This is a genomic window from Faecalicoccus acidiformans (genome assembly GCF_014202635.1).
Taxonomy (GTDB): domain Bacteria; phylum Bacillota_I; class Bacilli_A; order Erysipelotrichales; family Erysipelotrichaceae; genus Faecalicoccus; species Faecalicoccus acidiformans.
In genome coordinates this window covers 1-17785 of sequence record NZ_JACHHD010000005.1, presented here as the reverse complement: position 1 = coordinate 17785, position 17785 = coordinate 1, and the positions used below count along the sequence as shown (strand labels likewise).

Sequence of the window (17785 nt, the reverse complement as noted above, 5' to 3'; positions counted from 1 at the left end):
CCACCATCCAAAAGCTCTCTTGAACATTTTCCTAAAGTACTCGTCCTCTTCATAGCCTTTACGGGATGTATCGTACTAAAGCTCGAAAACTTTGTCAACGAAAAACTGTTAATCAGCTGCTTCTTTTAATTGTTCCAGCGTAATGGGACCCGGCCGCAGAATCGTTAATGTTTCTCGGGTACAGTCTACGATCGTACTGGCCTGCAAAGCTTTGCACCTTCCTAATACAATTCCGTCGATATTAGGGAGCTGTTCGAAAACATCTTCACTGCATAGAGCTGTCTTGGCACCTGACTGGTTGGCGCTTGTCACCAACAAAGGTGCATTCAATTCCTGGATCACCTCCAGCAAGAAGTCTTCTTCCGGGATACGGATCGCAATCGTATCCAAGCCATTGGTATACGCTTTGGGCACCGTTTCCTTGACACGTAAAACCAGGGTCAAAGCCCCCGGCAGAAAACGGGCAGCGATCTTTTCGATTCGTGAATCCACATAGGCCACTTGTTTCATCTGGTCCACATTGGCCACCATCATCGGAATGGGTTTGGTTTCCGGGCGATGTTTGGCGTGTTTCAAACGTTCAAGATCCTTTAGATCTCCATACAATACCCCAACCCCATACACCGTATCGGTCGGGACCGCCAAGATCTGATGATCTTGAAAGGCTTGTACTACTTCTTTGATTTGTTCTTTTTGATAAGTACGCATATTCCTATTATAGGTTTATGATAGAATAGATACAAGTGAAAGGATGATTCTCATGTTTGATCATACGATCTGTGCCATATCGACCGCCTTAAAAGAAGGAGCCATCTCGATTGTCCGTTTGAGTGGAGAAGATGCCATACCCATTGTCAATCAGATCTTCACCAAAGATTTGTCTCATGTTCCTTCGCATACGATCCACTATGGTCACATCCTTGATGATCATAAAGAGCCGGTAGACGAAGTTTTGGTTTCTGTCTTCCGTGCCCCTAAGACATATACCCGGGAAGATATCGTAGAAATCAACTGTCATGGCGGCATTTTTATCACTCGTAAAATTTTGTCTATTGTCTTAAGTCATGGTGCGAAACTCGCCAAACCGGGCGAATTTACCCAGCGGGCTTTTTATCATGGCAGGATCGATCTTTCACAGGCGGAAGCCGTCGAAGACATGATCGAAGCGACCAACGATTCGGCAGCCAAAATGGCAATCAGAGGGATCCGCGGCAGCGTTCATCAATTATTACAGCCTTTGATTGAGGATCTTCTGGACATCATCGCTCAGATCGAAGTCAATATCGACTATCCGGAATATGAAGACATCGAACAACTTACGCAACAAGATCTCTTACCAAAGGTCAAAGAATGGCTTGACCGGATCGATGCGATCTTAAAAAAAGCCAATACCGGACAGCTCATCAAAAACGGGATCGATACAGTGATCATCGGGCGTCCCAACGTTGGTAAAAGTTCCCTTCTTAATGCTTTGCTTGAGGAAGACAAAGCAATCGTCACTGATATTGCGGGAACAACCCGAGATATCGTCGAAGGGCAGATCCATATCGGATCGGTACAGCTTAATTTGATCGATACTGCCGGTATCCGCCATGCCAGTGATAAAATCGAACAGATCGGTATCGAAAAAAGTCAGGAAAAGCTCCAACAAGCCAAACTCGTGCTGCTGGTTTTGGATGGCAGTCGTCCTCTGACAAAAGAAGACAAAGATCTGTTAGAACAGACAAAAGATAAACTGCGCTTGATCATCTGGAACAAACAAGATCTAAGCGACACCTCACAAGAAGGAATCTGCATCTCTGCCAAAAATCATCAGATCCAGCCTCTGATCGACGCCTTGGAATCGCTTTATCAAAACGACTTGTTGAAAGAAGAGCCCATTTTATCCAATGAAAGACAAATCGGCTTGCTTCAACAGGCGAAATCTGCTATGAAAAGAGCCCAAATTGCTTTGGAAAATCACACAGAACCGGATTTAGTAGAAATCGACATCCAGGAAGCTTATGAGGATCTCAAAGAGATCTTGGGCGAAGTGCATCGAGAAGATCTTCTTGATACTTTGTTTTCTAAGTTCTGTCTAGGAAAGTAGGTTGCTTATGGAACTCTTTTTAGAACAAGTGCATACGATACTGTGCAACATAGCCTATCTTTCTTTGTATTTTTTGGAAGCTGTGGCCTTGGCCATCATCGTCTTCAGTGCTTTTCGCAGTATATTGAATCTTTTTCAAAAGGACAAAAATACAAAAAAGCCGCTTCTTCGCGGACTCAGCATTGCCTTAACATTTAAATTGGCTGCGGAGATCATTCGTACGATCACCGTTCGTTCTTTAGATGAGATCATTCAGATCGGCGCCTTGATCTTAGTCAAAGCGGCCATTACTTTTTTGATCCATTGGGAATGGAAAAGCGCCAATGCGCTAACAGATGAAATCGAGGATATCGAATAAGATGATTTATCTAAAAATTGGTTTAGGACTTGTATGTCTAGCTTTGGGGGCAAATCTTGTCTTTTTGATCCATAAATGGATGCCGCAGATCGATTTGAAGATCTTAATAGGCGTTGTGATATTGTTTTTACTTCCCTGTATTACGTTCAATACGCTTTTCCCGGCATTTTACTTTCACTTTTTCTGCTTATTGTTGATCATGCAGCTGGTTTATTTTTTGTTTCATAAACCTGTAAATCTTTTACTTTTCTTGATTCCGCTATTATTGACAAGCAGCATTTTGGGATATGGCATCTACAACCTTCACCATATAAAACCGACAAGCTATACACTTTTTACAGACAAAGACATTGAACCAACAAAGATCGTCTTTTTAGCGGATCTGCATTATCCGACCGGTATGACTCCTTATTCTTTAACGAAACTGGTCTCTCATCTAGAGAAGGAGAATCCGGATTTTTATGCATTGGGCGGCGATATCGTGGATGAATTCACTACAAAAGAAGAAATGGAAACCGTCTTTGCTGAATTGGGAAAACTCAGCCAGACAGCCCCGGTGTATTATGTTTATGGAAATCACGATAATCAACATTATTCATCGCATCCAGATTTTTCAAAAGAAGATATCAAGAAAGTGCTCCATCAAAATCAGATCCAATTGCTTCAAGATACTGTGGTTGAAAAAGAAAATCTTACTTTGATCGGGCGAGAAGATGCAGAAGAAAAGGACCGAAAAAGCTTAAAAGAGCTGATCGGCCCTGCAGATGGCAATTATAAGATTGTGTTAGATCATCAGCCTGTTGAATTAGATAACTGTGTTCAAAACGATATAGACTTGCAGATCTCGGGACATACCCATCGCGGGCAGATCTTCCCTTTGGGATTTTTATCCAGCCTGCTCCATGTCAATGAACATGACTACGGCATCCAACAAGAACAAGGATTCACCCAGATCACCAGTTCCGGAGTCAACGGATGGGGATTCCCTTTGCGCACCGAAGGGAAAAGCGAATATGTCGTGATCCATATCAAGAAAAGTACTTCATAACTTCTGCGACAAAATATAAAGATCCGCAAACTAAAGACGGCTCATGTGTTTCTTGAAGCCGTTTTTTTAATGCGTCCATGGAAAGGATCGGCAAGCCCAGGTTTTTTAAAGGGTAAAGCCGGTCGCTTTCAAAATCCACTAAAGTGATCGGTGCTTTTAATGTCTTCAGCAGCTCAATCATATGAGGGGCATCTTTTTCCTTCAAAACGGAAAAATAGATTTGCCCTCTCCATGTCTTTAAGGAAGAAACCAAAGCTTGGATCCCGTGTACATTATGGGCACCGTCCACTAGGACCAAAGGCCGTTTTCTTAAAGGCATGCACCGGCCGGAAAAATGAAAATCATCGATGGTTTCCTGTAATAGAGGATAATGTAAGCGGAAATTCAGATGATACAACGTATCGCAAGCTAAAATGAAGTTTTTCAACTGATAATAGGGCTTGTCAAATACCAGGACCCCATCCAGATAATATACAAAATATTTTTTCCCTTTCTGAACTACTTCAGGCATATAGGAATAATAAAGCGGCACTCGTCTTTCTCTTGCTGTCTGGTCGATTACTTTTTGACATTCCGGTTGTTCGACACCACATACCGCTAAAACTCCGGTTTTAAAGATCCCGCTTTTTTCATAAGCAATCTGTTCTAACGTGTCCCCTAAGATCTCCGTGTGTTCTAGCCCTATATTGGTCAGTACTGTAGCTTTATAATCTAAGGCTGTGGAGGCATCCAATCTGCCTCCCAGTCCAACTTCAATGATCGCAATATCCACCCGGTTCTCTAAAAAATAGGCCAGAGCCAGAAACAGATCCATCTCAAACATCGTAAATCCTTTTTCCAGGAATAAAGAACGATACCGATCATACAACCGTTCCAGATCTGAATCGGATATCATTTTTTTCTGGATCTGAATTCTTTCATTGTGGACAATCAAATGCGGAGACGTAAATAGACCGACTTTCAGTCCGCTTTTTTCCAACAATAAAGACAGCCATGTACTGGTGCTTCCTTTGCCGTTGGTTCCGGCAACTTGGATCTTTGATAGTTTTCGATGATTCGGAAGCTCATGATCCAAAATCTTTCGAAAGCTGTCTAAATCCATATTTCGGCTTTTTTTTGACTCCATTTCTTGAATTATTTCTTGTAAGTTCATGATTCGTATTATAATAGAAATCAAGAAAAACTTCCATGGAGGTCCGCAATGAAATTTAATAACGATTGGCAAGAGCTCTTTGATACAGAGATTCAAAAGGATTATCTCAACAAGATCAACTATTTTCTTGCGCGCGAATATAAAACAAAAAAAGTGTATCCTCCCAAAGAGAAAATATTCAATGCATTTTTAACTACTTCTTTGCACGATACAAAAGTGGTGATCTTAGGACAAGACCCATATCATCAACCCGGACAGGCACAAGGTTTTGCGTTCAGTGTGGCACCAGATATCAAAATCCCGCCTAGCCTAGTCAATATTTATAAAGAAATCGAAGAAGAATATCATGTCAAACTGCACCGCAACGGAGATTTGACCGACTGGGCCAAACAAGGGGTATTATTATTAAACCCTATTTTAACAGTCGTAGATTCACATCCTCTGGCACACCAAAATATCGGATGGCAGAGATTTACGGATGAAGCTATTAAGCGCATCAATGAAAAAGAAGACGCTGTCGTCTTCTTGTTGTGGGGATCAAAAGCAATCCAGACCAAACGCTATCTCAATAACCCGAATCACTTGGTCTTGACCAGTCCGCACCCCAGTCCTCTGAGTGCTTATCGGGGCTTCTTTGGCAATGGACATTTTAAGAAATGTAATGAATTCCTGGTAGCGCATGGCAAAACACCAATCAAATGGTTCTAGAAGTCCTCAGCGCCGAAATAAGAAGTTAAACCTGAATTTATTGTGGCTTTCACACCCCTTTTCAAGCTTATCTCCATTCTTGAAAAGGCCTTGAAACAGTGATATACTCTAACTGTTGATGTGTTGCCTATTTCTATATCCTACATAGAAATAGGCTTTTTTCTTTTCAGCTTGATTTTAATTTCAATCTGATAAAATAGCACATTCACAATCATTAAGAGCGCTACTAAAAATATTCCACTTCCATTGTATCCAGACAAAGACAAGCTAACTTGCTGGATTCATCATTCATGGCACAGCCACAGTCGATATCAATATAATTTGCGGTTTTCAGATCGTTTGTATCACTGAATACCGTTAATTCCGGATGATAGTTCAATACGATCGTATGGCCGGCAATGATGGTTTTGTTTTCTAGAAAAGGACCGTTTGGATCCATACGTTCCCAGACAAAATTCATCGGATCTTTGATGTCCTTCCAATATAAAACTTTTTTGTCTTTTGCCTTTCCTGGTGCCGTGTGACATAAATAAAAATGTCGATCATTCACTACGATGTCGGTAAATGCATAAGGCAATGACCTTAATGACTGACAAATAAAGAATTGATCTTCCAAACTAGCCTTGTTATAGGCGGCAATAGTAGTGGCCCCTCCATTCAACAGCCAGTTTAAAACCGAGATGTCATTCGGAATCTCTCCCTTATTGATTTCCAAGACTTCCCACATCATATATTCATGATTTCCCATCAGAAGATGAACATTTTCTCTTTTCAACGCATCCATCAAGATTTCAAATCCATCTGGCCCACGATCGATCACATCCCCCAATATGATCAATGTATCTCCATGTTCACAGTCGATCTTATCCAAAAGTGAATAATATTTTTGACTGAGCCCATGAATGTCACTGCATACATAAGTTGCCATGACAAAATCCCCCTTTTTTTGTGCTTCTATTATATATCAAAAAAGACGGGATTTACCCGTCAATTTGAATGTTTATAAAACTTTTTTGGATTGACCAGATCTGGTATTTTAAACAAAGGAAACAGGAAGATCAAAATTGGATAAATTTCCAATCTTCCCACTAACATCGCAACACTCAATACAATCTTTGAAAGATCCGAATACATGGCAAAATTACCCATAGGCCCTGCCAATCCAAAAGCCGGACCGACATTTCCGATACAAGTAAAAACAGAACTGATCGTTGTCTCAAAATCCAAATTATCTAACGAAACCAATAAAATACAGCTCAATAAAATCAAGATAAAACATCCAAAGAAAGTTAAAATCTGCTGCACGGTCACTTCATCAACGATTTTTCCATCCATCGTGATCGCCGAAACTTTTTGCGGATGGATCAAGCGCTGAATATCCAGCTTGATTTTCTTTAAGATAATCAAAAACCTGGAAACTTTGATTCCGCCTGCCGTAGAACCGGCACAAGCTCCCACAACCATTAAACATAATAAGATCGACTTGGAAAGCATCGGCCACAAATTGAAATCTGTAGTCGCATATCCAGTCGTCGAAATAATGGTCGCAACCTGGAAAGATGAATATCGAAGGCCTTCAAAGAATCCGCCATACATCTTAGAGATGTTCAAGGCAATCAAAATCATGGAAGCAAAAACGATAAACAGATAAGTTCGTAACTCTTCGCTTTTAAAGACCGATTTAAATTTTTTCAACAATAAGAAATAATATAAGTTGAAATTGATTCCAAACAAGAGCATGAACACGGTGATGACGATTTCATAATATAAATTATTATATTCTCCGACACTCAAAGGAGAAATGCTGAAGCCCCCTGTTCCGGCAGTTCCGAATGTATAACACAGTGTATCAAAAAGAGGCATGCCGCCAACCAATAAGAATACGATGCACAAAATCGTCAACCCCATATACATACTGTATAAAATGGCGGCCGTCTGCTGAATACGAGGAACTAGTTTTCCAATAATGGGCCCTGGCGACTCGGCTCGAATGATATGCATGGAACGCTCGTTGGCTTTAGGAATAAAGGCTTGGATAAAGACTAAGATCCCCATGCCTCCGATCCAGTGAGTGAAGCTTCGCCAAAATAAGATCCCTTTTGATAACGCTGTAACATCCGGAACGATTGAGGATCCGGTCGTAGTAAATCCAGAGACAGCTTCAAAGAAACAATCCACATAACTGGGAATCTCCTGGGAAATAAAATAAGGAAGGCCCCCAAAAAGACTGGCTGTGATCCAGCATAATCCGACGGCAATCATTCCATCCCGGGCAAAAAAGTCTCTTCTGGAACGCTTGATCTTAGACAATCCAAAACCAACGACTAAACAGATCGCAATCGTGATCAAGAAATCATAGACAACATCTTCTTTATAGATCAAAGAACAAATTGTCGGCAAAACCATCAAAAGCCCTAAACAAATCAAGACATATCCATTTAAATTGGCAATCAAGCTCCAGTTGATCTTGCGCAATTTTCGTTTAAGCCAATACATCGTTGATATCCCTCAATCCTGCAATCTTACTAATCAAGATCATACTGTCTCCCAAACTGACACGAGTATCTCCTTGAGCGACCTGCGGCTTTCCCCGATGAGTAATATAGGCCACTAACATTTCATTTTTAAATGTCAGATCTTTCAAAGGAACACCAATAAACTTACAGTTGTCACGAACGCGGAATTCCAGCACCTCTACCTGGTCATCTATGATTTTGATCAAAGACTCGATGTTTGAGCCTACCGTATTCTGCATGGCACGGACATACTGACAAATTTGATTGGCCGTAATATTTTTTGGCGTGATCGCATTTTCCAATCCAAGCTTCTCCAACAAGAATCCTAGAGAAACGCGATTGACTTTCGGCAACACGTTTTGTACTCCCAGATTGGATGCGAACATCGAAATAATGACATTTTCTTCGTCATTGTCAGTCAATGCCACAAATCCATCCATATCTTCCAAATTTTCCGAACGCAAAAGCTCATGGTCGGTTCCGTCGCCATGGATCACCGTTACTGACGGAAACCTTTCAACAAGATCCAGACAAACTTCTTTATTTTTTTCAATCACTTTAACTTCCATGCCTAAACGCAATAACAAACGAACCAGATAAAAAGTAATGCGCCCGCCGCCAACGATCATGATTTCCTGGATCTTATGATTTTTTAAGATCTTGATTTCCTGATAAAAATTCTCCAGATCCTGCATGGATCCCGTCAAAGAAACTTTATCCCCTTCCAAAATGATCGTTTGTCCATCGGGAATAATGACCTGGCTTCCACGCTGAATCACACAAAACAAGACCGTTGATTTATAGCGGCTGCTGATCTCACTCAAACTTTGTCCAATCAGCGGACTTCCCTCTTTGATCTTGATCTCTGTCAATTCCATTCTTCCCTTGGCAAAAGAGGTCGCTTTAATATTGGAGGAGAACCGCAAAGAACGTACGATTTCCAAAGCCGCCGCCATTTCTGGATTGATCTGCATCGATAGGCCCAACTCTTCTTTCATCAAGTTTAGCCCACTGACATATTCCGGGTTTCGAATACGTGCAATCGTATTTTTTGTCCCTAGTTTTTTGGCAAGCATACAACTCAAGATATTGACTTCATCTTGACTAGTTGCCGCAATCAAGAGCTCACAATCTTTGACTTGTGCTTCTTTTAACACTTCTACATTAGCTCCGTTGCCAAAAACGCCAATAATATCTAAACGATTCATCGTGTCTTCCAAAACTTTGGACTTGTTTTCAATGATCGTCACATCATGGCCTTCCTGGTCCAGCTGTTTCGCTATCGCAAATCCAACTTTTCCATTTCCGACAATCGCAATCTTCATATCGATCTCCCATTTCTTCAATTTGAACAGATTTTATTGTAGACACCTTATAGAAAGGAATCAAGAAAAAGGAGACATAATATTAAGATTTCATAAAGATTTTACTTATTTTAGAATGCTATAATGAATAAAAAGGAGATCATATGCATTTTTTTAACCACCATTCCCAAAATATGAAATCAACTTCATCCTCTAGTATTCGAAAACAGATACGATTTACCGGGATCGTACAAGGTGTAGGATTTCGTTTCCTGGTCCAACAATTGGCAAATCAATATCACATTAGCGGCTGGGTTCAAAACCAATGGGACGGCAGCGTCATCGCTCAACTTCAAGGGGAACCGGACGCTATCAACAAACTGATCGAAAAACTATATGAAGACCATTATATTCAAATCGACGAAATGAAACAAGAAACGATCCCCATTCAAATGGAAACCGGATTTCGAGTACGATATTAAAGAATATCTCTTTTACTCTTTACATAGATTAGATCTGGCATTCCATTATAAGATTAGCCTTTGACTAGCCGCAGCTTAATTTCATGGTCTATATCTTCAAAGAGACGAATTTCCGCCCCAATAGAGCGGAAATCAATTTACATTTTAAAGTTAGAGGATAGTTGCCGAACGATTAAATTACACTGCCATCCTCTGTGAGAAAACAGAAAATAAAGTTAAAAAAATCGCACCTCGTTGTCGGTATATTCAACGATTAGTATTTCAAAAATAACCTTATTCATATTTTTTTCCAACAATATACGTTGCGACTATAAGCCCGGCAAGTACAATAAGTATGGAAGGATATTGTATGCTTTTCCATAAATCAACTCCACCGATTGAAATGCAAAGCCAACAAAGAATAGGAGCAAGAACAGCAACACCCAATGTAAACAATCGGAATATGGTCAATACATATATCCAATTTCCGTTATTAAACGCTAATCCTGGCATATGTATTCTGAATACTCCCTGTGAAACAAAATTGATCTTGTCTTTATCATAATAGGTTGGCAACACTTCTTTTACGAAAATGCAGCAAATCGCAAATATGAGCATCAAAAAAGAAATATATATACTATCTCCCATTTGTTCTATGGTGATTCCAGAAACAGTCATTAAAACAGCTTCCGCAATCACCACGCCGATTGAAATAAGAAATGCAAAAATCAAGTTCTTCTTTCGTTGACAAATAGTATTACGCACTGACAAATCTAAAGAATTTATAATGAGATCTTCTACTTCATCCGTGCTCAGTGATTTATTTCCGCTTATTTTTTCACCCTTCAAAAGTTCTGTTACGGTTATCCCAAACACATCAGCGATAGGAACGAGCAATGTAACATTAGGCAAACTGTTCCCGGTATCACATAGTTAAAGATATTGGTGTCATTCAATCAATCTTGCCGATAAAGCGGTAGAAGATTTCTACCTCCTGTTCCCTGCTTCCGTCCTCACCTTTGACCGCTTCATGGACAACGATTTTTTCAATCAGCGTATTCAAAAGTTCGGCGGTCAGTTCCGTTGGATTGACGCACTCTTTCATCAAGGCAATCCATTTTTCTGCGTCTGCGGCGTTCTGGCTTTCAGTGGTGATAGCGGATTGAAGCCGCTCAATCTTTTCGTCCAGTTCAGCCTGTTCGCTTTGGTACTTCCCGGACAGCATAGAGAAGTTGTATTCCGTGATACGCCCCGCCGCCCAGTCCTCATACATCCGGGCAAACAAAGTATCGACTTCGGCTTTTCGCTTCTCTGCCTTTTTCAGTTCTGCGGCCTGCTTCTTTCTTGCGGCGGCCTGTCCCTTATCAGTGGCATTTAACAGCCGCTTCAAGAGCCGTTCTTCATCATGTTGTACCAGTCCCGACCAGTATTGCAGACGGGAGAGGACATAGGCATAAAGCACATCATAACGGATATAGTGCATGGAGCATTGGCGTGTGCCCTGCCCGTACTTGCTACAATGATAATGGCCGTAAGGCTTGCTGTTCTGCCTGTTCTCCCCATAGGACAGCGACCAGCCGCAATCCGCACATTTTACCAATCCGGAAAAAATCTGCGTTGTACCATCCTTGCACTTCCTGCGGCGGTTTGCTATCTGCTCCTGTACCTGCCGGAAAACCTGCTCGCTGATAATCGGCTCCTGCGTGTTCTCCACCCGCACCCATTCACTTTGGGGCTTGCGTACCCTCCGCTTGTTCTTAAAGGAAATATTTGTTTCCCGGTAGTGGATGGTATGGCCGATATAGGTTTCATCTTTCATAATGCTCTTGACCTGCGCTATCGTCCATGCGTAGCTTTTTTCCTCCGGTGCACCCGCATAGATGTTTGCGAAAGTCCCGTCACGCTGGAAGTTGATAAATCCCGGCGTGGGAACCTTTTCCGCAATCAGTATTCTTGTGATACTGGCCGCCCCTCTGCCATGAATGGCAAGGTCAAAAATCTTCTCCACTATCCAGCGGGTTTCCTCGTCGATTATCAGCTTGTTTTTGATTTCCGGGTGTTTCCTGTACCCGATGGGAGCATAGGCGCCGATACGCTGTCCTGTGGCAAACTTCGCTTTGAAAGCGGCCTTTACCTTGCGGCTCGTATCTTTCGCAAACCACTCATTGAACAGGTTTTTGAACGGGACAAAATCGGAAAGCCCTTTTTCTGTGTCCTCATTCTCCGCAACGGCGATGTAGCGCACCCGTTTTTCCGGGAACAGAAATTCCAGATAGTAGTCCATCATCACATGTTCCCGCCCGAAACGGGAAAGGTCTTTCGTGACAATGCAGTTTACTTTTCCGGCTTCCATATCGTCCATCATGCGCTGAAAATCCGGGCGTTCAAAGTTCGTCCCCGACCAGCCATCGTCCACATACTCACCGACTACATGAAGCCCCTGTTCCTTTGCGTACTGTTGCAGGATTGTCCGCTGTGTTTCAATGCTTACGCTGTCACCATAGTTTTCATCGTCCCGGCTCAATCTCATATAAAGCGCCGTGTTGTAAATCGTAGTATTGTAAGGTTGTTTCACCGTTAAAAATCCTCCTTCTAAAGAAACAACCCACGCTTACAATACTTTTGCTCTATGGCAATTATATCATAAGCGTGGGCGTGTTATCAATGATGGGCTATCAGGTTGAAGCGGCTTTTTCTGCGGTATGCCGCACCACATCTACAATCAGATCACCGAGGGGCTTCCCGACTGCGGCGAAGTGTTCGGAGATTTTTATACGGTTGTTCCCACATACAAAATACTGCGTCCCGTTCTCTGTTCGTATGACCTGCCCTGTCCGGGGTGTAAAAATATCGCTTTCGCTTTTTGCCATCCAGTGTCCTCCATATTCAGTTTTCAAGGTACAATGCCGCACAGGGGCGGCGAAAATTTCTGCTTATATCTATCACCTTTCCTTTGCCGTGTGCCGCTGCTGCCGTTTCAGTTCCGCCAGTATATCCGGCGGGATACGGTCAACCAGCCTCTGTAAATTGTCCAGTTCGCTTTTCAGCTTTGCCCGTTCCATCGTATCTTTCATCTTGCCTTTTTCACTGGCCTTTGCTCTTGCTTCCAACTTCTCATTCTCCGCCAACAGGTCATTGATTGTGACCTTGTACTTTTTCAACTGCCCGGAGAAGTTTTCCATCTGCGGGAACCACTTTTTCAGCATGGAAAGGGCTTCCTCTTTTTTCTTTCCGGCGTTCAGCGGGTTAATGCCGTCAAGGGCGGCTTCAATGGCTCTGGCCTGTTTGGAGAGGGAAACCGCCTGTTTGAAAAGCCGGGTGGGGATATGCTTCCGGCCTGTCTTGCTGGCGCTTTCCCCACGCTCCAAGTCAGGATATTTCTCCACCATATAGGCGTGAAAATCGTCCTGCCACTTCGTCAGGTTTGCCCGGTTGCCGATAATCTCCTTTGCACACAGGCGGTTGTCCTTTGTCAGCGGAACAAAGGTCAAATGCAGGTGGGGCGTTTTCTCGTCCATGTGTACCACCGCCGACACGATATTTTCCCGTCCTACCCGGCCAATGAGGAAAGCCGCCGCCCTCTGGAAAAACGCCTGTATCTCCTTTGGGGATTTCCCCTTGAAAAACTCCGGGCTGGCAGTTACCAGTGTATCGACAAACCGTGTGCTGTCTTTCCTCGTCCGGCATCCGGCCTGCTCGATACGGCTCTGAATGAAGTGGTAATAGCGTCCCTCCGGCTTGACGATATGGAAGTTGTATTTACTCCGGCTTGTGTCAATGTCGGGATTGCTGGCATATTGTTCTTTCTGTCTTTCGTGATGGGCTTCCAGCGGCCTTGCCGGGTTGCCCTTGTGCTTCTCAAACCGCAAAATTGCGTGTTGTGCCATTCTGCTCCTTTCCCCATTCCTTTCCTATCCAGGGTTTTCCACAGGGAAAATCCCGCCAGAATTATCTCTGATACGATAGGAATGGAATGGATATAAATAAATCATTTTAATCTTTGTATTTCTATATACCGTCTGGTTTTCGTACTTCTCAAGATTGATTTCCGTACTTCAAGGGTACGGTTTTCAGTCCTCCGGCGTACCAGAACGGGATTTCTTGAAGTCGGTGTTTGGAACCGCTTCATAGGATTTTGGGAAAATGCGGTTGGGTTTTCCACAGCCCTGCTTCTGGATTTCCACCAGTCCGGCGTATTGCAGTTCCCGCAGGGTGTTCACCGCTTTTTGCCGCCCACAATGGAGCAATGTGACCACTTCACAGATAGGGAAATACAGGAAAATCCGTCCGCAGTCATCCGCCCACCCATTTTTGCGGGATAACTCTGTCCGGCGCAGAATAAAGGCATACAGAACCTTTGCCTCGTTGGACAGGAGCTTGAACGTGGGGGCTTCAAAGAGGAAATTCGGGAGCCGGGTGAAGCTGAACGCCCTTTCCGGCTGATGGATATAGATGGTATTTGTCATAGTGCGTTTTGTGGACGGTTAGAAGCCCGTTTTCCGGGGCGGGCGATACTTTATACCACCTGCCCCGGTTTGGGGCTTGCGAAGCCTGATAAATCAAGGCTTTTTTCGCTCCTAACTGTCCACAGCAGACCTCCTTTTCCGTTCACTTTCTGTTTTCTGCCGCCTGTGAACTCTGGCGGCACAGCCGGGGCAGTATTTTGCCCGGTTGGATTTGGGGACGAACACACCGCCGCAGACCTCACAGCGTTTCAAGTCCTTATCCCGGAAAATCTCCGCTTCCAGCGTCCCGTCCAGCGGCAAGACCGCCCAGCGGAACCACTTACAGCAGACCGAGAAAGAAATCGTCTGCGGACAGGTGCAGGTGTCCCCATCGTCAAGGACAATGCAGTTGCCGTCCTCACAGCAACAGCACTCCCGGCGTATCAGGCTGGCCGCCTGTTTTCTCTGCGCCGGGGTCATGCGGTAAAGGGAACCGTCCGGCCTGCGTTCCAGCGGCGGCAAGTCTTTATAGGGGTTATCTCTCATGCGTTCCCTCCATTTTGCTTTCCGTTGCCGTTCTCCCCGAAAAGGTTTCCTGCCCCATTCCTGCGGCGTGTTCCGGCGTTGGCACGCTCCCCGCAACTTCGGGACATTTTGTCCCGAAGTCCGACTCCTTGCGGTGCTTCCCCAGCCTGGGTATTCCTTTTCGGACGGTCATTCTGTTTTCAAGGTGCCGTCCATCGATGAACTACCCTAAGTCTACACGAAAAAAATGCAATTCCCGGAATATTGCGAGAATTGCATTTTGATGAAGTTTACACTTTGGAAATTGCATTTTTGCAATCATTCTGTATAATGGAAGTATGCGGAGGAGGTGCGTATCTATGGCTTTACCCGGAACACCCGGACAGCGGATTTCCGATTTATGCAACGGGAACCACATCACACAAAAGGAACTTGCGGAGAAGATAGGCGTTTCCGCTTCCCAGTTGAGCCGCATTGTCAGCGGCGAAACAAGAACGGTCAGCAGTGATATTCTCATAGGTGTAGCAAAGGAATTTAAGGTATCGACAGACTACATACTGGGCTTGTCTACCGTGAGCGTTCGTAAAAGCTACGATATTTCTGAATTAGGCTTGTCCGAGGGAGCCGTGAGGGGGCTTGTGACGGGTGCTGTTGATGTGCAAATCCTCAACCGCCTGTTGGAACATAGGAATTTTCCTAAGCTGATAGATTTGATACGGATTTATTTTCAGGACACAGCGGCAAAAGGCATAACAGCAAGAAACCAGCTTATCGAGATGGCAACGGCTTCCCTGTCCGACCTGATGAAAGAACACCCGGAACACCGGGCGGAAGCAAAGCAGGATTTACAGCTTTTGAACGCCCAGAAGATGGGGGAACATGAGGCGGAGATTGAGAAAATCAAAAATGTGTTCCTTGCTATCCTGCGGGATATTAAGAAAGACATTGACAACGGGGAACAGCCGGGAGAAGCTGTGACCGCCGCGATGTTCCAAGCCATGCGGGACGCATTGGCGGAACAGAAGCAAAACCCGCTTTCCATTGACGATGTAACGGCGATGGTTGCCGGACAGATCGGACAGCTTGCACCGATGGATGAAGAAACTGCCGACCTGTTCAAGCAGTTGGCAAAAAAGATGATGAAAGGAATAGAATAATAGCCTGTTATTCGAGATAATAATATGCCATTAGTAAAGCATGACTACCCTGTTTTAGAGTACGATACCGCATCAAAAGCTGTTTTTCAGCCGGGAAATGGGAAAAAATGTTTTCCTGCAAAAGCAGTGTTTGCTTTTTTAGGAGACGAGGTTGAAAATTATGCACATACCCATGATGGAATACAGATAGATGAATTTGAAAGTGCAACAAGACGATATCCTATTTATGAATGTCTTTATAATCAGGAGAAAATATGTCTATGTCCGGCTCCTGTGGGAAGTGCTGCTGCCGTCCAAGTTTTAGAATATTTAATTGCAGGGGGTGTAACAAAGATTATTTCCGTCGGCTCCTGCGGCGTATTGGAAGACATCCCGGAAAATAGATTTTTGATACCTGTTTCTGCATTGAGAGATGAGGGAACATCTTACCATTATCTTCCTCCCTCCCGAGAAGTAGAGATTTCAAAGGCTGGTATAAATGCGATTGAATCTGCTTTAAGCCAAAAGAATATACCATATTGGGAAGTTAAAACATGGACAACAGACGGTTTTTATCGAGAAACAGTAGAAATGGTTCAGTATCGGAAAGAAGAGGGATGTCAAGTAGTAGAAATGGAATGTTCCGCATTGGCGGCGTGTGCAAAATTTAGAAAAGTTACATGGGCTATGCTGCTTTTTTCAGCCGATACTCTTGCAGACCCTCATAAATACCAAGAAAGAGAATGGGGAAAAACAAGTATATCCATAGCCTTAGAATTAGCCTTAGACGCTGTTTTATCAGTTGTTGAGGAGTAAAAATAAATACATATAGGAGTTACAATGAATATAAATGAATTTCCACAACAAGTAAATCAAGTTATTTCAATAGCAGAAACCATATTACAAGGTCAAATATTGGGGATATATTTATATGGTTCAGCAACAATGAATGGGCTGCGTCCAGATAGTGATATAGATATACTGATAATTACTAAACAAGAATTGAGTAATTCAATCAGAGCAGATCTAACAAAGCAATTATTGAAAATTTCTGGCTCCGTAGGCTGTATTGAAAAAAGACCTTTAGAGGTAACTATTATCAATCAATCTGATATTGTTCCGTTGCAATTTCCGCCAAAATGTCAGTATATGTATGGTGAATGGCTAAGGGGAGAGATGGAAGCAAGAGAATATCCGCAAGCCTGCAATGACCCAGATATAATGATTTTATTATGGCAAGCAAGAAAAAATAGCATAACTTTGAAGGGGGCGGAAAGCAAAGAGCTTATTCCCGCTATCCCATTTCACGAAATTAAAAAAGCAATTCGGTTTTCTTTACCTGGTTTGATTTCCAGCTTTAAGGGTGATGAAAGAAATGTGTTATTAACCTTATCACGAATGTGGTTTACTTTAGTAACAGAAGAAATCACGACAAAAGATGTTGCCGCAAAATGGGTAATTTTAAAATTGCCGGAGAGATTTCCCCCCCCTGCTAACAACGGCAAAGGAAGCTTATTTGGGAAATTTGTCTGATGAATGGGAGACAGTAGAAAAGGAAGCGATGGCACTTGTAGAATATATGAAAAAACAAATTGAGGAATTACTTAGAACAGAGTAGCAAAGTTAGCGGGGCCAATCAACGGTCAAGATGAACGGCGCATAAATGCGCCGCCGTTGACAGTCCCGCCCGTCTTTGCTGATGGGCAATCAAGGCGGGAAAGCCCTAAAATGGCTTCCCGCCCATTTCAATCTTGAGAGAAGAAACGCTCCAAAATCAGAAAGAGAGCGGTAAATCTGAATTGCGAGGGAGAATGTAGATGAATCAAGGAAGAATTATTGTGATTACAGGTTCGCCGGGAACAGGAAAGACAACAACTGCGTCGATTGTCGCAAAAGAATCGAACATGGATAAATCTGTGCATATGCACACAGACGACTTTTTTCATTAGGCTCTGTCACAACAAATGGTTGATTTTTGACGAGAAATAGCGTATAACAATAGTAAGAAACAGTACCACCGAAGGAGGTAATTGGATATGCCT

The 17785-nt window shown here is 43.2% G+C and carries 19 protein-coding genes, 1 pseudogene and 1 other annotated feature (1 of these 21 cut by a window edge); of the genes and pseudogenes, 9 read left to right on the top strand and 11 right to left on the bottom strand.

Annotated features, from left to right (window positions below):
• Nucleotides 1-62: a binding site (T-box leader), on the bottom strand; it reaches 148 nt to the left of the window's first position.
• Between the two features lie 46 nt (nt 63-108).
• A complete protein-coding gene (locus HNQ43_RS03190) occupies nt 109-708 on the bottom strand; it encodes an L-threonylcarbamoyladenylate synthase (protein WP_183374697.1) in 600 nt (199 codons plus the stop codon).
• Between the two features lie 52 nt (nt 709-760).
• Between HNQ43_RS03190 and mnmE the strand changes: the two genes are divergently transcribed.
• The 3 genes from mnmE to HNQ43_RS03175 are packed head-to-tail and all read left to right on the top strand — an operon-like array spanning nt 761 to nt 3495.
• Nucleotides 761-2089 (top strand): tRNA uridine-5-carboxymethylaminomethyl(34) synthesis GTPase MnmE, encoded by a 1329-nt coding sequence (gene mnmE, locus HNQ43_RS03185; protein ID WP_183374695.1) that lies wholly within the window; start codon nt 761-763, stop codon nt 2087-2089.
• A 7-nt stretch (nt 2090-2096) separates the two neighbouring features.
• Nucleotides 2097-2447, top strand: a complete 351-nt coding sequence (locus HNQ43_RS03180) for a DUF1622 domain-containing protein (RefSeq protein WP_183374693.1) — start codon at nt 2097-2099, stop codon at nt 2445-2447.
• A 1-nt stretch (nt 2448) separates the two neighbouring features.
• Nucleotides 2449-3495: a metallophosphoesterase gene (locus tag HNQ43_RS03175; protein ID WP_183374691.1), complete on the top strand. Its 1047-nt coding sequence runs from the start codon at nt 2449-2451 to the stop codon at nt 3493-3495.
• Here HNQ43_RS03175 and HNQ43_RS03170 read toward each other — a convergent pair.
• The gene (locus HNQ43_RS03170; protein ID WP_183374689.1) at nt 3476-4648 is read right to left on the bottom strand and encodes a bifunctional folylpolyglutamate synthase/dihydrofolate synthase; all 1173 of its coding nucleotides are present in this window, start codon (nt 4646-4648) and stop codon (nt 3476-3478) included. The two genes, HNQ43_RS03175 and HNQ43_RS03170, sit on opposite strands and share 20 nt — an antisense overlap.
• Nucleotides 4649-4696: 48 nt before the next feature.
• Between HNQ43_RS03170 and HNQ43_RS03165 the strand changes: the two genes are divergently transcribed.
• Nucleotides 4697-5356 (top strand): uracil-DNA glycosylase, encoded by a 660-nt coding sequence (locus tag HNQ43_RS03165; protein WP_183374687.1) that lies wholly within the window; start codon nt 4697-4699, stop codon nt 5354-5356.
• 226 nt (nt 5357-5582) lie between these two features.
• On the opposite strand, the gene HNQ43_RS03160 is transcribed toward HNQ43_RS03165, so the two are convergent.
• Genes HNQ43_RS03160 through trkA form a run of 3 tightly spaced genes read right to left on the bottom strand, consistent with a single transcriptional unit; the run spans nt 5583 to nt 9197 of the window.
• Nucleotides 5583-6284 carry a metallophosphoesterase gene (locus HNQ43_RS03160; RefSeq protein WP_183374685.1) on the bottom strand — a complete coding sequence of 234 codons (702 nt, stop codon included), beginning with the start codon at nt 6282-6284 and terminating at the stop codon, nt 5583-5585.
• A gap of 59 nt (nt 6285-6343) precedes the next feature.
• The gene (locus HNQ43_RS03155) at nt 6344-7852 is read right to left on the bottom strand and encodes a TrkH family potassium uptake protein (protein WP_221247986.1); all 1509 of its coding nucleotides are present in this window, start codon (nt 7850-7852) and stop codon (nt 6344-6346) included.
• Nucleotides 7839-9197, bottom strand: a complete 1359-nt coding sequence (gene trkA, locus HNQ43_RS03150) for a Trk system potassium transporter TrkA (RefSeq protein ID WP_183374683.1) — start codon at nt 9195-9197, stop codon at nt 7839-7841. The genes HNQ43_RS03155 and trkA overlap by 14 nt, the downstream gene beginning before the upstream one ends.
• 143 nt (nt 9198-9340) lie before the next feature.
• Here trkA and HNQ43_RS03145 point away from each other — a divergent pair, with 143 nt between their 5' ends.
• Nucleotides 9341-9658, top strand: a complete 318-nt coding sequence (locus tag HNQ43_RS03145) for an acylphosphatase (RefSeq protein ID WP_183374681.1) — start codon at nt 9341-9343, stop codon at nt 9656-9658.
• Between the two features lie 273 nt (nt 9659-9931).
• Here HNQ43_RS03145 and HNQ43_RS03140 read toward each other — a convergent pair whose 3' ends face one another.
• The 6 genes from HNQ43_RS03140 to HNQ43_RS03115 all read right to left on the bottom strand — a co-directional run bounded on the left by HNQ43_RS03140 (nt 9932) and on the right by HNQ43_RS03115 (nt 14628).
• A complete protein-coding gene (locus HNQ43_RS03140; protein ID WP_183374679.1) occupies nt 9932-10549 on the bottom strand; it encodes an XRE family transcriptional regulator in 618 nt (205 codons plus the stop codon).
• A 40-nt stretch (nt 10550-10589) separates the two neighbouring features.
• Nucleotides 10590-12212 carry a recombinase family protein gene (locus HNQ43_RS03135; protein WP_070112441.1) on the bottom strand — a complete coding sequence of 541 codons (1623 nt, stop codon included), beginning with the start codon at nt 12210-12212 and terminating at the stop codon, nt 10590-10592.
• A gap of 100 nt (nt 12213-12312) precedes the next feature.
• Nucleotides 12313-12507 (bottom strand): hypothetical protein, encoded by a 195-nt coding sequence (locus tag HNQ43_RS03130; RefSeq protein ID WP_087258079.1) that lies wholly within the window; start codon nt 12505-12507, stop codon nt 12313-12315.
• A gap of 72 nt (nt 12508-12579) precedes the next feature.
• On the bottom strand, nt 12580-13524 hold the full coding sequence (mobV, locus tag HNQ43_RS03125) for a MobV family relaxase (protein ID WP_087258076.1): 945 nt from the start codon (nt 13522-13524) through the stop codon (nt 12580-12582).
• A 183-nt stretch (nt 13525-13707) separates the two neighbouring features.
• Nucleotides 13708-14103 carry a replication initiator protein A gene (locus tag HNQ43_RS03120; protein ID WP_087231432.1) on the bottom strand — a complete coding sequence of 132 codons (396 nt, stop codon included), beginning with the start codon at nt 14101-14103 and terminating at the stop codon, nt 13708-13710.
• Nucleotides 14104-14214: 111 nt separating this feature from the next.
• Entirely contained in the window at nt 14215-14628 is a 414-nt protein-coding gene (locus HNQ43_RS03115; RefSeq protein WP_002588751.1) for a cysteine-rich VLP domain-containing protein, read from the bottom strand.
• A 338-nt stretch (nt 14629-14966) separates the two neighbouring features.
• On the opposite strand from HNQ43_RS03115, the gene HNQ43_RS03110 reads away from it, so the two are divergent.
• From HNQ43_RS03110 to HNQ43_RS03095, 4 genes and pseudogenes are all read left to right on the top strand, one after another.
• The gene (locus HNQ43_RS03110; RefSeq protein WP_087231435.1) at nt 14967-15764 is read left to right on the top strand and encodes a helix-turn-helix domain-containing protein; all 798 of its coding nucleotides are present in this window, start codon (nt 14967-14969) and stop codon (nt 15762-15764) included.
• A gap of 24 nt (nt 15765-15788) precedes the next feature.
• Nucleotides 15789-16559, top strand: coding sequence for a nucleoside phosphorylase (locus tag HNQ43_RS03105; protein WP_002578723.1), 771 nt, complete (start codon nt 15789-15791; stop codon nt 16557-16559).
• A gap of 24 nt (nt 16560-16583) precedes the next feature.
• Nucleotides 16584-17361: pseudogene (ant(9), locus tag HNQ43_RS03100) on the top strand (aminoglycoside nucleotidyltransferase ANT(9)).
• Between the two features lie 199 nt (nt 17362-17560).
• Complete coding sequence (locus tag HNQ43_RS03095) at nt 17561-17692, top strand: zeta toxin family protein (RefSeq protein WP_132587467.1); 132 nt, start codon at nt 17561-17563, stop codon at nt 17690-17692.
• The last annotated feature ends 93 nt before the right edge of the window (nt 17693-17785 follow it).

Coding starts and splice junctions, on each gene's coding strand:
- HNQ43_RS03190 (WP_183374697.1), bottom strand. CDS start 708: ATGCGTACTTATCAAAAAGAACAAATCAAAGAAGTAGTACAAGCCTTT.
- mnmE (WP_183374695.1), top strand. CDS start 761: ATGTTTGATCATACGATCTGTGCCATATCGACCGCCTTAAAAGAAGGA.
- HNQ43_RS03180 (WP_183374693.1), top strand. CDS start 2,097: ATGGAACTCTTTTTAGAACAAGTGCATACGATACTGTGCAACATAGCC.
- HNQ43_RS03175 (WP_183374691.1), top strand. CDS start 2,449: ATGATTTATCTAAAAATTGGTTTAGGACTTGTATGTCTAGCTTTGGGG.
- HNQ43_RS03170 (WP_183374689.1), bottom strand. CDS start 4,648: ATGAACTTACAAGAAATAATTCAAGAAATGGAGTCAAAAAAAAGCCGA.
- HNQ43_RS03165 (WP_183374687.1), top strand. CDS start 4,697: ATGAAATTTAATAACGATTGGCAAGAGCTCTTTGATACAGAGATTCAA.
- HNQ43_RS03160 (WP_183374685.1), bottom strand. CDS start 6,284: ATGGCAACTTATGTATGCAGTGACATTCATGGGCTCAGTCAAAAATAT.
- HNQ43_RS03155 (WP_221247986.1), bottom strand. CDS start 7,852: ATGTATTGGCTTAAACGAAAATTGCGCAAGATCAACTGGAGCTTGATT.
- trkA (WP_183374683.1), bottom strand. CDS start 9,197: ATGAAGATTGCGATTGTCGGAAATGGAAAAGTTGGATTTGCGATAGCG.
- HNQ43_RS03145 (WP_183374681.1), top strand. CDS start 9,341: ATGCATTTTTTTAACCACCATTCCCAAAATATGAAATCAACTTCATCC.
- HNQ43_RS03130 (WP_087258079.1), bottom strand. CDS start 12,507: ATGGCAAAAAGCGAAAGCGATATTTTTACACCCCGGACAGGGCAGGTC.
- mobV (WP_087258076.1), bottom strand. CDS start 13,524: ATGGCACAACACGCAATTTTGCGGTTTGAGAAGCACAAGGGCAACCCG.
- HNQ43_RS03120 (WP_087231432.1), bottom strand. CDS start 14,103: ATGACAAATACCATCTATATCCATCAGCCGGAAAGGGCGTTCAGCTTC.
- HNQ43_RS03115 (WP_002588751.1), bottom strand. CDS start 14,628: ATGAGAGATAACCCCTATAAAGACTTGCCGCCGCTGGAACGCAGGCCG.
- HNQ43_RS03110 (WP_087231435.1), top strand. CDS start 14,967: ATGGCTTTACCCGGAACACCCGGACAGCGGATTTCCGATTTATGCAAC.
- HNQ43_RS03105 (WP_002578723.1), top strand. CDS start 15,789: ATGCCATTAGTAAAGCATGACTACCCTGTTTTAGAGTACGATACCGCA.
- HNQ43_RS03095 (WP_132587467.1), top strand. CDS start 17,561: ATGAATCAAGGAAGAATTATTGTGATTACAGGTTCGCCGGGAACAGGA.